Origin of the sequence: Allobosea sp. TAB14 (assembly GCF_052113865.1) — a bacterium.
GTDB classification, from domain to species: domain Bacteria; phylum Pseudomonadota; class Alphaproteobacteria; order Rhizobiales; family Beijerinckiaceae; genus Allobosea; species Allobosea spartocytisi.
Genome location: NZ_JBFRDQ010000030.1, coordinates 22,817 through 36,265, shown reverse-complemented (window position 1 = coordinate 36,265; position 13,449 = coordinate 22,817). Strand labels below are relative to the sequence as shown.

The following is a 13,449-nucleotide window of genomic DNA, read 5'->3' as shown; positions in this document are numbered from 1 at the left end:
ACCCTGATCCTTGCTGGCCTCGCCACGGTCTTCGGGTTGCTCTCGGCGACCCTGATGATCGTGGCCAAGCGCGGCTGACCGGCCTCAGGCCGCGCGCTTCAGCCCATCCCGCGCCCAGATCGCACCGAGCGCCGCCACCAGCGCATCGATATCCGCATCCGAATGGAAGGGTGAAGGCGTGATCCTGAGCCGCTCCGTGCCGCGCGGCACGGTCGGATAGTTGATCGGCTGGACATAAATGTCGAAGCGCGCCAGCAATTCGTCGCTGATCGCCTTGCAGGCCTTCGCCTCGCCGACCATCACCGGGACGATATGGCTGGGGTTCTCCAGATGCGGGATGCCGGCTGCGTCGAGCTTGCGCCGCAGTGCCTGCACCCGGTCCTGCTGGCGCTCGCGCTCGGCCGGGCTCTCCTTGAGATGCGCGATCGCGGCGATCGCGCCGGCCGCCACCGCCGGCGGCAGCGAACTCGAGAAGATGAAGCCGGAGGCGAAGCTGCGGATGAAGTCGCACAGCGCCGCCGAGCCGGCGACATAGCCGCCGATCACGCCATAGGCCTTCGCCAGCGTGCCCTGGATCAGGGTGAGCCGGCCGGTCAGCCCCTCCCGTTCCGAGACGCCGCCGCCGCGCGGCCCGTAGAGCCCGACAGCATGGACCTCGTCGCAATAGGTCATGGCGCCGAATTCCTCGGCGATATCGCAGAACTCCGCGATCGGCGCGATGTCACCATCCATCGAGTAGACGGATTCGAAGGCGATCAGCTTGGGCCGGGCCGGGTCGAGCGCGGCGAGCTTGCGGCGCAGATCGGCCGGGTCGTTATGGGCGAAGATGTGCTTCTCGACGCGCGAATGCCGGATGCCCTCGATCATCGAGGCATGGTTCAGCGCRTCGGTCAGGACGATGCAGCCGGGGATGCGCGCGGCCAGCGTCGAGAGCGCGGCCCAGTTCGCCATATAGCCGGAATTGAAGATCAGCGCCGCTTCCTTGCCGTGGAGATCGGCGAGCTCGCGCTCCAGCAGGACATGGTAGTGGTTGGTGCCGCCGATATTGCGCGTGCCGCCGGCGCCGGCGCCCGAGCCGTCGAGCGCCTGGTGCATCGCGGCGAGCACCTTCGGATGCTGGCCCATGCCGAGATAGTCGTTCGAGCACCAGACGGTGACGTCGCGCGGGCCGCTCTCGCCGTGATAGGTCGCGGTCGGAAAACGTCCGACCTGACGCTCCAGATCGGCGAAGACCCGGTAGCGGCCCTCGCGTCGCAGCCCGTCGAGCTCGCTGCGGAAGAAACTCTCGAAATCCATGGCCAGCCTCCTGCGGCGCGCCTCTCCTAGGCCTTTTGGGGGCGCGGCGGAATGGCGCGCGGTGTCGCGGCTGGAATCCTTCTATTTCGAACGTTCGGCCAGTTCCAGCAGCGTTTCGAGCAGGACCTTGATGGCGGTGCCGGCATCGGCCTCGGTCATGTTCTCGCGCGGCGAGTGGCTGATGCCCTTCTCATTGCGCACGAACAGCATGGCGACCGGAGCGATCGCCGCCATCGCCATCGCGTCATGTCCCGCGCCGGAGGGCAGTCGCCGGGCGGAGAGGTTGCTGCCGGCCCGGGCCATGCCGGCGGCGAAAGCGTCCTGCAGCTGCGGGTCCATCGGCACGGCCTCGGCTTTCGCATAGGGCACGATCTCCAGCCCGACCCCGCGCCGCGCCGCGATGGCGCCGAAGCGGTTGCGGATCGCCGCCTCCATCGCGGCCAGCGTCTCGTTCCGGGGCGCACGGTAGTCGATGGTGAATTCGGCGGCGCCGGGCACGACATTGGTCGCGCCGGGCTCGGGGCTGAGCACGCCGACCGTGCCGACGGCGAGCTCATGCGCCGCGGCGATCTCTTCCAGCGCCAGCGCCATCTCGGCGGCGGCGGTCAGGGCATCCTTGCGCAGGGCCATCGGCACGGTGCCGGCATGCCCTGCCTCGCCGGTGACGCGCACGCGCGCCCGGCTCTGGGCGTTGATGGCGGTGACGATGCCGACTGGCTCGTTCTCGGCCTCCAGCACCGGCCCCTGCTCGATATGCACTTCGAGATAGGCCCGGATCGAGCCGGGCTTGCGGGTGAGCGAAGCGATGCCGGCCGGATTGCCGCCGAAGGCGACGAGCGCGTCGGCGAGCTTCACGCCCTCGCTGTCGCGCGCCTCGAGCCAGGCCGGGTCGTAATGGCCGGCCAGCGCCTCGGAGGTGGAGAGATGTGTCGGAAAGCGGACATTCTCCTCATCCCCGAAGGCAACGACCTCGATCGGAAAGGGCAGGCCGATCCCGGCATCGCGCAGCGCCTGCGCCGCGAGGATGCCGGCGACGACGCCGAGATTGCCGTCGAAGCGCCCGCCATCCTTCACCGTGTCGATATGGGAGCCGATCAGCACGGCGGGCGCGCCCGGCACCGTGCCCTCGCGCCGACCCTGTACCGAGCCGGCCGCGTCGATGAAGGCGGAAAGCCCCGCCACCTCCATCGCGCCCTTGACCCATTCGGCCGCCTGCCTGTGCGCCGGCGAGAGATAGAGGCGGGTCAGCTTGCCCGGCTCGTCGGAGAAGCGGTTCAGGCCGGAAAGCGCGGCGAAGGCACGGGCGCCGAGGACGGCGGCGGAGGGAAGCGTCTGCGTCATGGGCGCCAGGTCATAAGTCCGTCGATCGTGAGCCCAGACCCTAGAGCAGGAGGCTGGGAAGCGGGAACCGCTTTTTGGCAAAGCTGCTTCTCCGATCCGGCGTCTCGGTGCTGGGCTGCRTCATCAAGCTGGGTCGTGCGGTCTTGAGACGAAAACTACGCCGACGATGGACTCCGGATCGGCGCCGCTAGCGCGGCTTGTCCGGAATGACGGCGTTTTTCGATGGGGAATCGTGAATCCTAATACGTCGCCCGTCCGCCGGAGAGGTCGAAGACGCCCGCCGTGGTGAAGCTGTTCTCGGCSGARGCSAGGAARSCGACCATSGAGGCGACCTCCTCCGGCAGCAGGAAGCGCCCGCGTGGAATCTTCGCGAGCATGTAGCCGATATGCTCGTCGCTCATCTGGTCGAAGATGCGGGTGCGCGCCGCCGCAGGCGTGATGCAGTTCACGGCGATRTCCTTGTCGGCGAGTTCCTTGCCGAGCGAYTTGGTYARSGCGATCACCGCCGCCTTCGAKGCSGAATAGGCCGAGGCRTTGGGGTTGCCTTCCTTGCCKGCGATCGASGCGACGAGGACGATGCGCCCGTAATTGCGCTTGATCATGCCCGGGATCACGGAACGGCAGCAATGCAGCGTGCCGTCGAGGTTGAGCCGCATCACCCGCGCCCAGTCCTCGAGCGGATAATCCCAGGTCTTGTGGTTCGGCCCGGCGATSCCGGCGCTGGTGACGAGGATRTCGACRCTGCCATGTCTGGCTTCGAGCGCATCGCTCGCGGCCTGGACGGCGTCGGCGTCGGTGACATCGACCGCGCTGCCCGTCGCGCCATGGCCGATTTCGGCGGCGGTCTTCGCGGCGAGGCCGCCATCGACATCCCAGATCGCGACGGTCGCACCGCTTGCGGCGAAACGCTCGGCCACGGCGCGGCCGATCCCCTGCGCGCCTCCCGTCACGATGGCGACGCGCTTTCTTAAATCGATTTGGTTCATTCGCTCAGCCTCCCCGGATTCGTTGCCAGCCAGCCTAGCGAGCGAGGGAGCGGCGAGCCAGAGCCAAGCTGCAGGCTTGCAGCCGTCGCGTGGCCGCTATGCAATCTGTTAATCATTCACCTCGTTTTGCCGCAGTTGAAACCGCCCGTCCGACGTTCCGAAACGGTACGACAGGGGTCTGTTCGTCCCACCCTGCAACAGATGCGGCTGGCGCCGACGCAACGGAAGCGACAGTCTTGTAGGCTTTCGTCTCGGTTCGGAACAAGTCATTGGTTTTGCTGCGGGATCGCCGTTAGTTCTTTCTCCGGGATTGCGTGAAGGCGGCGTTCACCTTTCGCTTGACTTCGCCTTGACCTGAGTGCTGGTTCCGCCTTCACATCCCGTCATCATGAGCCTGCCTCAGTTCTCAGGATCGAAAACGACCGTGCCTGCAGCGCTTTCTATGCCCCTCGCGAACGAGGCCGAGCCCCGCCGGCGCCAAAGCTATGGCAAGCGCGATATCGGCGGCATCGGCATCGCCGTGGTGACCCGCGATACCGCGATCGCCGAGCTGCGCGAGGCCATCGTCGAAGGCGGCCATGTCAAGCTCGCCTTCTGCAACGCCAATCTCGTCAATGTCGCCGCCGGCGACCTGGCTCTGCAGCGCAGCCTTTCGACCTTTCTCGTCCTCGCGGACGGCATCGGCGTCGATCTCGGGAGCTCGCTGCTCTACGGCAAGCCTTTCCCGGTCAATCTGAACGGCACGGATTTCCTCCCGGCCTTCTTCGGTGCGCAGTTGCGGCCGCTTCGCGTGTCCTTGCTCGGCGGCCGCCCCGGCGTGGCCGACCGCGCGGTCGAGAATCTGGCTCGGCGCTATCCGCAGCATCGCTTCAAGGTGGTCTCGCATGGCTACTACGCTCTGGAGGAGGAAGCGCGGCTGCTCGACGGGCTCAAGGCCGAGCGGCCCGATCTGCTGCTGGTCGCGATGGGCAACCCGATGCAGGAGCGCTTCATCGCCGAGAAGCTGAGCACCCAGCATTGCGCGGTCGCCGCCGGCGTGGGGGCTCTGTTCGATTTCTTCGCGGGCGAGGTGCAGCGTGCCCCGGAGGCGATCCGCAAGGCGCGCCTCGAATGGATCTACCGGCTCTGGCTCGAGCCGAGCCGGCTCTGGCGCCGCTATGTGCTCGGCAATCCGGCCTTTCTGATGCGGGTGGCGCGGCAATATCTTGCTGACGGCCGGCAGGCCGGCTGACGCCCGTGACCTTCAGCTATGCCCTGGCGACGCCGAGCTACAGGGGCGACGTCGATCGTTGCCGCCTGCTCTGCGCCAGCATCGATCGCTTCGTCACCGGCCATGGCGTGCACTACCTCCTGGTCGAGGATCGCGACGTTCCGCTGTTTCGCGACCTCGAAGGGCCGAAACGGCGCATCCTCCCTGAATCGCAGCTCCTGCCATCCTGGCTGAAGCCCAGGCCGGATCCGTTGAGCCTCGGCCGGCGTCGGGTCTGGACCGGCGCGCGCGCGCTGGCGCGGGGCCTCCCGCCGCTGCGCGGCTGGCATGCCCAGCAGCTGCGCAAATTCGCGGTCGCCACGGTCGCCGGGGAGGACGTCATCCTCTTCGCCGATTCCGACATGCTGTTCCTGCGGCCCTTCGATCTCGCCGATCTCGAGCGGGACGGCGCCGTCAGGCTCTATCGCAAGCCCGATGCGATCGCGGCCGACATGGCGCGCCATCGGCCGTGGTGCGAGAGCGCCTCGGCCCTGCTCGGGCTTGGCGCGCCGTCCTATCCGGGGCCGGACTACATCAACAACATGGTGAGCTGGCGCCGCGACCATGTGCTCGGGCTGCTCGCGCATATCGAGACGGTGAGCGGTCGCGACTGGGTCTCCGCCATCGCGCGGGACCGGCAATTCTCCGAATACATGATCTACGGCTACTACGTCGAACGCGTCCTCGGGCTCGAGGCCGCGCGGCACTGGCCCGATCCACGCGAGCTCTGCAAGGTCTACTGGTTCCCCGAGGATGTCGCCGGTCTCGACCTGCTGAAGACCTTCGAGGAGGTGCTGGAGCCCTGGCAGGTCGCGGTCGGCGTGCAGTCCTTCATCGGCCAACCGCTCGACAAGGTCCGGGCGCTGTTCGAGAGACAGGCCTCGGCCTGACCCTCAGCGCTGTTTGTAGCCGCCGCGCGCCAGCAGCCGGTAGGTGAAGCTGGCGGAGACCAGATAGACCAGCCCGAAGACGAGGTTCATCCAGCTCGCCCAGGCCTCGCCTGCGGCGAAGCGGGTCATCACCAGCGAGATCAGCCCTGCCTTCAGCGCAGTCAGCAGGCACAGCAGCACAATGCGCGAGCCGGTGCGCTCGCGCGCATAGAGCAGCTCGGCATGGTATTCGACGAGGTTGCGGAAGGCCGGCACCAGCAGCATCGGCGCGAAGAGATAGGCGGCTTCCGAGACGTTGCGGCCGAGCAGCCCCGGAAAAGGCTTCAGCGCGACGATGACGGCGACGAGGCCGGCGGTCGAGACCAGCGCGATGCCGATCTCGAAGGCGGCGAGGCGCCGCCCTCCGCCGAGCCCGCGATCCTGCATGATCTTCTGCACCAGCATCTGGTTGAAGCTGCGCACCGGCATGGCGGTGAGATCGATCACCCTGAGCGCGATGGCATAGAGGCCTGCGGTCCGCTCGCCCGCCAGGCCGAGCACCAGCAGCTTGTCCAGCTCCGACTGGACGTAGAAGACGATGTCGGCCGCCCCGGCGAAGACGGCATCCGCCATGCGCCGCGGATAGAGCGCCCGCACGAAGCGCCAGCGCGCCGGCGGCAGGAAGGCGGCGAGCGCGACGACGAGGCTCAGGAAGGTGGCGGCGAGATAGGCGCCGGCCCAGATCTCGAGGCTGCGATGGCCGAAGGCGATGAAGAGCAGCGCGGCCAGCGTCCGCAGCGACGAGCCGATGATCACGAGCAGGGCCGCCTGCCGGAAGCGCCTGAGCCCGTTATTGACGATGGCGACGACCTCGACCGGCCGCCAGCACAGCACCTCCGCCACGATGATCAGGGCGAAGGGCAGCGCCGCCAGCCGGTCGGTGAAGAGCAGCCAGTAGGCGCCGGCCGAGATGGCCCCGATCAGCGGCAGCGAGGCGAGGCTCAAGCCCGCGAAGCCCGCCAGATAGGCGCCGAGCAGGCGCGGCTTGACGGTCGCCACCCGGTAGAGCGGCGAGACGAAACCGAAGGCAAGCAGGCGCGAGAGGATGAGCCCGGTCGAGGAGGCCGTGGCGAAAAGGCCAAACTCGCCCAAGGTCAACGTATTCGCAACGATAAGGAAGTAGACAAGGGAGATGACGAGCCGGCCGGCCGAGCCGCTCAGGATGGTGAGATAGGAGAGGGTGGTGGCACGGCTCGGTAACATGGACGGTACTCGGGGACGCTGGCCCGGCCCATGCCTGCCATCGCGCGGATGATGGAATTCACTTAGCCGAGAGGCGTTGAGCGACCCTAAACGAAACGGAAGCGCACCAACTCATGCAGGAAGCCGAACCGGACCGGGACGACCTCGCGCTCACGCGCCGCGCTGCGCTGCGTGCAGGCGCCGTTTCCGCGGCCGTCGCCATGCTCGGCTCCGCCCCGGGGCAGGCGGCCGCGCGCCCGATTGCCATGGGTTCGGCCGCGGAGATCGGCGCTTTCCGGGGCGATCCGCGCTATCGCGAGGCGCTGAAGCGCTATTGCGACGTCGTCGTGCCCATGAACGACCTGAAATGGGAGGCGCTGCGCCATGACCGCGCGCGCTTCGATTTTTCCGGCGCCGACGAGCTCGTCGACTTCGCCGAGGCCAATCGCAAGGCGCTGCGCGGCCACACGCTGCTCTGGGGCGAGGCCCTGCCCCCCTGGGTAAAGGAGATGAAGACCCGCGCCGAGGCCGAGCGCGAGCTCGTCAACCACATCGAGGTGGTCGTCGATCGCTACAAGGGCCGCATCGCCACCTGGGACGTGGTGAACGAGGTCATCAAATACGACCCCACCTCCGGTGGCCCTTGGCGCGACACGATCTGGCAGCGCCTGCTCGGGCCGGAGCATGTCGAGATCGCCTTCCGCACGGCCGCCCGCACCGATCCGAAGGCGCGCCTCGTGCTCAACGATTTCCATTTCGAGGAGCCGGACCCCGTCGCCGCCGCCCGCCGCAAGGTCGCGCTCGACATCTGCCGGCGCCTCAGGGACAAGGGCATCCCGATCCATGGCGTCGGCATGCAGGCGCATCTCTATGCCGAGAAGCAGGTCGATACCGACGGGTTGCAGCGCTTCATGCGCGATCTCGACGAGCTCGGCCTCGATGTCGAGATYACCGAACTCGACGTGATCGATTGGAAGMTGCCGGCCGATGCCGCGCTCCGCGACAAGCATTCCGCCGCGCTGGTCTCGACCTTCCTGAATGCCGTCGTTTCCGCGAAGCGGCCGAAGGCGATCGTCACCTGGGGTTTGACCGATCGCTATTCCTGGGTGGGCGAGACCTTCCCGCGCAAGGACGACGCCAAGGCGAGGCCCCTGCCGCTCGATGCGGATTACCGGCCGAAACCGATGATGGCAGTGCTCGAGCGCTATCGGCGCGGCACGGGGTGAGTTCGGAAAGTGAAGCGTAGCGTCATGTTCACCACCGAAACGGCCGACAAGGATCGACTGGAAGGAGCCGATCGCGGAGCTCCGCCGGAAACGGCGCGCCCGGTCGAGATCGGCCGCCTCGCCGATCCGCTCTGGATCGTGGCGACGCTCTGGCGCCGCAAGGGGCTGATCCTGCTCTGCGCGCTCGTCGGCTTCGGCCTCGCCGTTCTGGCGAGCCTGCTGATCGCGCCGAAATACACCTCGACCGCGCAGCTCTTCATCGACCCGCGCGATCTGCGCGTGCTCCAGAACGACGTCTCCCCGAACACCGTCGGCAGCGACCCGACCTCGATCCTGAGCTATCTCGAAAGCCAGGCACGCGTCATCGCGTCGGACAGCATCAAGTCGCGGGTGATCGAGAAGCTCGGGCTCGACAAGGATCCCGATTATGGCGGCCCGGCCCGTGGTGGCCTCCTCTCCGGCCTGTTCGGCCCCGACAAGGCGACGACCGATCGCAACGCCATGCTCTATGCGCTGGCCGCGCTCGACAAGAGCGTCGCCGTGCGTCGCGGCGAGCGCACCTTCGTCATCGCCATCTCCGCCACGGCCGGCGACCCGGACAAGGCCGCGCAGATCGCCAATGCCCTCGCCGAAGCCTATCTGGAGGACCAGGCGCAGGTCCGCGTCGATGCAGCCCGGCGCGCCACGTCTGCCCTGACCGCGCGGCTCGAGGAATTGCGCGGCCGCCTGCGCGTCGCCGAGGACAAGGCCGAGGCCTACAAGGAAGCCCACAACATCGTCGGGCTCGGCAGCAACAAGTCGCTGAGCGAGGAACAGCTCTCGCTCAACGCCACCCAGCTCGTCGCCGCCCGCCAGCGCACCACCGAGGCCAAGGCGAAATACGACCAGATCACCGCGACCCGCGCCTCCAACGTCGAGGCCGGCGCGATCCCGGAGGCCGTCGCCTCCAATACGATGACGGCGCTGCGCGCCCAGCTCGGCGCGGCACTCAGCAAGGAGGCCGATCTCGTCGCCTCGCTCGGCGCGCGCCATCCGGCCCTGACGGCCGCCCGCGCCCAGGTGACCGATTCCCGCCGCCAGATCGCCGACGAGCTCAGCCGCATCGCCCGCGCCGCCAAGGCGGAATACGACCGTGCCGCCGAGGCCGAGCGCCAGCTCTCGCGCCGCGTCGACCAGCTCACCACGGCGCAATACGCCGCCGGCCGCGCCTCGGTCGAATTGCGCGAGCTCGAACGCGAGGTCGAATCCTCCCGCGCGATCTACGACGCCTTCCTGAAGCGAGCCCGCGAAACCGGGGAGCTCGGCGGCATCGACACGACCAATGCCCGCGTCATCAGCCCGGCCATGCCGCCGCTGGAGAAGAGCGGCGTCAGCCGCCGCAGCATTGCGCTACTCGGCGCTTTCGGCGGCGGCGGCGCGGGAGCGTTGCTGGCGCTGGCTCTCGCATTGTTCGCGGTGCCCCGCCCGGTGCCGGAGGAGAAGGCCCCGTCGGCCCGCAGATCCCTCTGGCGGCGCAAGCCGCGCCCGGTCGAGTCTGAAGCCGAGGAACCGGCACCGCCTCCGCCGGCCCGACCGGCACCGCCGTCCGAAGCCGTGATTCTGACGCCTCCTCCGCCTCCGCAGCCGCAGCCGGTCGCGCCACCCGTGCCCGAGCAGCCCGAACCCGTTCCGCCGCCGGTGAGCCCCGCCGCTGTCCAGACGCCTCCCCCGGCCGGCGACAAGGCGGGCTGGCGCCGCCTCATCGCGATTCCGGGCGGTCAGCCGGACCGGAAGCCGGAAAAGCCGTCGCCGCCGCTGGTCCTGACGCCGCTCGGCAAGATTCCGGCGGTGCGTAACCGGCGCTGGCGCCGCGAACTCGAGGCCGCGCGCTCGGTCTTCCAGGCCAAGGCGCATCTCGTCGATGTCATCGACAAGCCGCAGGCGAGCTTTGCCATGGCCGTCGCCGCTGTCAGGGCCGAACTGGTTCATGGCGCCGGCGACAATCCGCGCCGGCGTATCCTGGTGCTCGGCCTGCAGCCGCAGGTGGGCGCGACGACGCTCGCCCTCAATCTCGCGCTCGATGCCGCTCTGGCCGGCCAGCCGGCGCTGCTCGTCGATGCCGCCGACGGCGCTCTCGCCCTGACGCGGATCTTCGCGCCCGATGCGTCGGCCGGTCTGGAAGAGGTGATCGGCGGCAGCCGCACGCTTGCCCGCGCGATCCTGAAGGATGAAGGCAGCGATCTCGCCTTCCTGCCGCGCTCGAACCGGCCGGGCCTGCCCGCGACGGGCTCGCTGGAAAACGGCCTATTCGGCGCAGCGCAGCGTTTCGGACCGGTCATCGTCGATGCCACGGCCGGCAGCGCGCTGGCGCGGCGCTTTGCCGAGGTGGTGGACGACATCCTCGTAGTCTCACGCCAGGCCAAGCTGTCGGATGCCGATATCGAGCGCCTGAAGGCGCAGCTTGGCGTCAACGCCAACAAGCTGCGCGGCCTCGTCGTGAACGAGAGCTGAGGCGGCACCTGCTGGCGGTCCGGAGCCGGTCCGGACTCCCCAAGCCCTCATCCTAGACTCATCCTAAGAGCGTGCTGATTTTGTACGGAACCACGCGGTCATCCCGGGCTTGACCCGGGATCCATGCCGGAACGTACCCCACAAGGTTCAGGCATGGATCCCGGCTCTCCGCTTCGCTGCGGCCGGGATGACCCGCATTTCCTTGAAAACGCGGGACTCTCAGGAAACGCGCCTTCGGCACTCCTCAGGATGAGGCTCGCCCCCGCTCGACCGGCCTCAGTTCTTCTCCGGTTTGCGGTATTGCTCGTTGGCGACGCCGAATTCCGACATCAGCCGGCCGAGCGCGACCTGGGCGTGGTAGAGCGCGATGGTGCCCGAGCGGCTCTTCAGGCCGAGCGCGATGCCGCGTGGTACGGAAGCGGCGAGCAGCGCGAGCGATTTTGCCAGCACCTTGAGCCGGCCCGCGGCGCCCGGATTCTGCCGCCGCGCGATCGTGGCCGAGATCGCGCCGTTGCGCAGGCCGCGCGCGGCGATCCAGCCGAATTCGGTGCGGCGCTGCGGCATCGTCTCGCGCTGCGCCGCCTCCTGCACCCACCAGAAGCGGAATCCGGCGGCCCTGGCGCGGGTGAAGAAATCCGTGTCGCCGCCGCCGGTGAAGTCGAAGCTCTCGTCGAGGAAGGGGAAACCCAGCCGTTCCAGCACCTCCCGCCGGATCAGGTAGTTCGCGCTCGAATAGAGCATCGGCACCGGGCCGGAGGCCGCATAATGCGAGCGGAAGACCGGATGCGCCGCGAGCCAGGCCCGCGAGCGGTCGGCGAAGACCGGTGTCACCGAGCCGCCGAAGAGCTCGGCCGGGGCGGTCGCCGCCGCCTTGAGGAAGGCGTCGAGCCAGCCGGGCTCGGCCTCCTCGTCGTCGTCGATCCCCAGCACCTGCTGCAGGGCCGGAAAGCGTGTCAGCGCGCAGCGCCAGGCGGCGTTATAGGCCTTGCAGTTGCCCTGGCGCGGCTCGACGATGACGAGGCCCTTGAACAGCCCGGCTTCGAGCAGCGTCTTCGCGCGCTGCGCGCCGGCCTGTTCCTGGCCCTCGTTCTCGACGACGATCACCGCGAAATCATGCCCGCCGGTTTGCGCCGCCAGCGAGCGCAGCGTCGCCTCCAGCATGTCGGGGCGCCTGAAGGTCGGCACGCAGACGACGCTCGCGACGCCGGCCAGCATCTCCGGCGGCGATTGCGCCACCACGCCGAAGCTCTCGGGCGTCGCGAAGCGCAGCGGCGAGGCATCGCCCCGCGCGCCGGCATCGGTCTGTTTCGTCGATTCAGCCGCAACCATGGCAGACCTCATAGACCCGGCCGGCTTAAAGTTCGGTGTTCGCAAAGCGCGACCCACCGGCCTTTTCCGGCAAAACCTCGTTGAGCATAGCAGACGGGGCGGCTTGACCTGCCGCGGCAATCGGCCGACTGAAAGACATCTTGCCGCGGACCCGCTTTCCTTGCGCCTCGCCTTTCTGACTTCGCTCATTCCGGTTGCCCGGCCGGATACGGGTTTTGAGATCGCCAATGCCGCGATCCTCTCGGCGCTGCGCGCCGCCGGCCATGACGTGACGGCCATCGGCTTCACGCGCCATGGCGAAACGCCGGCCGATCCCGAGCAGGCCGTTGTCGTGGCCGAGATCGACATCGAGAATGCGGTCGCCTCGACGGGGCGGCAACTGCGCTGGATCGCGGCCGCTTTTCGCTTCGGCTTGCCGGTCGCCTGCGCCAAGCTGAGGCTCGCGGGCGCCGGCCGGCTGGTCGAGGCCGTGCGGGCGCGTGGGCCGTTCGATGCGCTCGTCCTCAACTCGGTGATGCTGCCCGGCGCTTTCCCGGAACTGCTGGAGATCGCGCCCTGCGTGCTGGTCGAGCACAATATCGAGCACGCCTCGGCGCGGCAGAATGCCGAAAATGCCGGCAACCTCCTGCTCCGCCGGCTCTTCGCCCGCGAGGCCCGGCTGCTGGAGGCCATCGAGCGCCGGCTCTGGCGGCAGTCGCGCTTCGTCTGGACCCTTGCCGAGGAGGATCGGCGGGCGATGGGCGCCGAGGCCCGGGACAAGTCCGCCGTGTTGCCTCTGGTCTCCGGCGCGGCGCCGCCCGCGATCGTGGCGGGGCAGGACGCGCCTGCGAGCTTCGATATCGGGCTGATCGGCACCTGGACCTGGCTGCCGAACCGGGTCGGCCTCGAATGGTTCCTGCAGGAGGTCTGCCCGCTGCTGCCGGACGATCTGCGGATCGCGGTCGCCGGCCGCGTCCCCTCCGAGCTGCGCATGCCGCTCAATGTCACCCTGGTCGGCCGCGTCCCGGCCGCCGACGCGTTCCTGCACTCCTGCCGTATCGTGGCGCTGTCGAGCCGGGCCGGCACGGGCGTGCAGCTCAAGACCATCGAGGCGATGCAGCTGGGCTTGCCGGCCGTCGCGACCTCGCTCTCCTGCCGCGGCTTCACCGAATTGCCGGCTAACTTCACGCTCGCCGACAGCGCGCCGGACTTCGCCCGCGCGCTCGTGGAGCGACTGGCCGTGATCAGGGCCGGCGACGCGCAGCGCATCGATGGCGAGGCTTTCCTGACGCGCCAGCGGGCGGCGCTCGCCGCCGGCCTCGCGCAAGGCCTTGCCGCCGCGGCGCGTTGAGGTCCATCCGCCGATTTGCCTCCAGCGGCCGTCCGGGGCTATGAATCGGCGCACGCCTGCCAGCGTGCGCGGACCATCGCCCAGCCCGAGC

General features: G+C 68.8%; 10 protein-coding genes. 5 read left to right on the top strand and 5 right to left on the bottom strand.

Translation table 11 applies throughout. The features are described 5' to 3' along the window. Positions 1 to 84: 84 nt before the first annotated feature. The 3 genes from hemA to AB4Y99_RS06805 form a co-directional block, all read right to left on the bottom strand. Positions 85 to 1,296 (bottom strand): 5-aminolevulinate synthase, encoded by a 1,212-nt coding sequence (gene hemA, locus AB4Y99_RS06815; protein ID WP_441522792.1) that lies wholly within the window; start codon positions 1,294 to 1,296, stop codon positions 85 to 87. An 81-nt stretch (positions 1,297 to 1,377) separates the two neighbouring features. Beyond that, the gene (locus AB4Y99_RS06810; RefSeq protein ID WP_113252831.1) at positions 1,378 to 2,637 is read right to left on the bottom strand and encodes an allantoate amidohydrolase; all 1,260 of its coding nucleotides are present in this window, start codon (positions 2,635 to 2,637) and stop codon (positions 1,378 to 1,380) included. Positions 2,638 to 2,876: 239 nt separating this feature from the next. Further along, positions 2,877 to 3,623: an SDR family NAD(P)-dependent oxidoreductase gene (locus AB4Y99_RS06805; protein ID WP_441522791.1), complete on the bottom strand. Its 747-nt coding sequence runs from the start codon at positions 3,621 to 3,623 to the stop codon at positions 2,877 to 2,879. A 442-nt stretch (positions 3,624 to 4,065) separates the two neighbouring features. Between AB4Y99_RS06805 and AB4Y99_RS06800 the strand changes: the two genes are divergently transcribed. Both AB4Y99_RS06800 and AB4Y99_RS06795 read left to right on the top strand, forming a co-directional pair. After that, entirely contained in the window at positions 4,066 to 4,854 is a 789-nt protein-coding gene (locus AB4Y99_RS06800; RefSeq protein WP_441522790.1) for a WecB/TagA/CpsF family glycosyltransferase, read from the top strand. A gap of 5 nt (positions 4,855 to 4,859) precedes the next feature. After that, entirely contained in the window at positions 4,860 to 5,762 is a 903-nt protein-coding gene (locus AB4Y99_RS06795) for a DUF6492 family protein (protein WP_441522789.1), read from the top strand. A gap of 3 nt (positions 5,763 to 5,765) precedes the next feature. Here AB4Y99_RS06795 and AB4Y99_RS06790 read toward each other — a convergent pair whose 3' ends face one another. Continuing rightward, a complete protein-coding gene (locus AB4Y99_RS06790) occupies positions 5,766 to 7,004 on the bottom strand; it encodes a lipopolysaccharide biosynthesis protein (RefSeq protein WP_441522788.1) in 1,239 nt (412 codons plus the stop codon). 113 nt (positions 7,005 to 7,117) lie between these two features. On the opposite strand from AB4Y99_RS06790, the gene AB4Y99_RS06785 reads away from it, so the two are divergent. Next, a complete protein-coding gene (locus tag AB4Y99_RS06785; protein WP_441522787.1) occupies positions 7,118 to 8,209 on the top strand; it encodes an endo-1,4-beta-xylanase in 1,092 nt (363 codons plus the stop codon). A 24-nt stretch (positions 8,210 to 8,233) separates the two neighbouring features. Further along, positions 8,234 to 10,699: an exopolysaccharide transport family protein gene (locus AB4Y99_RS06780; protein ID WP_441522786.1), complete on the top strand. Its 2,466-nt coding sequence runs from the start codon at positions 8,234 to 8,236 to the stop codon at positions 10,697 to 10,699. A 276-nt stretch (positions 10,700 to 10,975) separates the two neighbouring features. On the opposite strand, the gene AB4Y99_RS06775 is transcribed toward AB4Y99_RS06780, so the two are convergent. Continuing rightward, positions 10,976 to 12,028 (bottom strand): glycosyltransferase family 2 protein, encoded by a 1,053-nt coding sequence (locus tag AB4Y99_RS06775; protein ID WP_441522785.1) that lies wholly within the window; start codon positions 12,026 to 12,028, stop codon positions 10,976 to 10,978. A 160-nt stretch (positions 12,029 to 12,188) separates the two neighbouring features. Between AB4Y99_RS06775 and AB4Y99_RS06770 the strand changes: the two genes are divergently transcribed. Continuing rightward, positions 12,189 to 13,358, top strand: coding sequence for a glycosyltransferase (locus AB4Y99_RS06770; protein ID WP_441522784.1), 1,170 nt, complete (start codon positions 12,189 to 12,191; stop codon positions 13,356 to 13,358). The last annotated feature ends 91 nt before the right edge of the window (positions 13,359 to 13,449 follow it).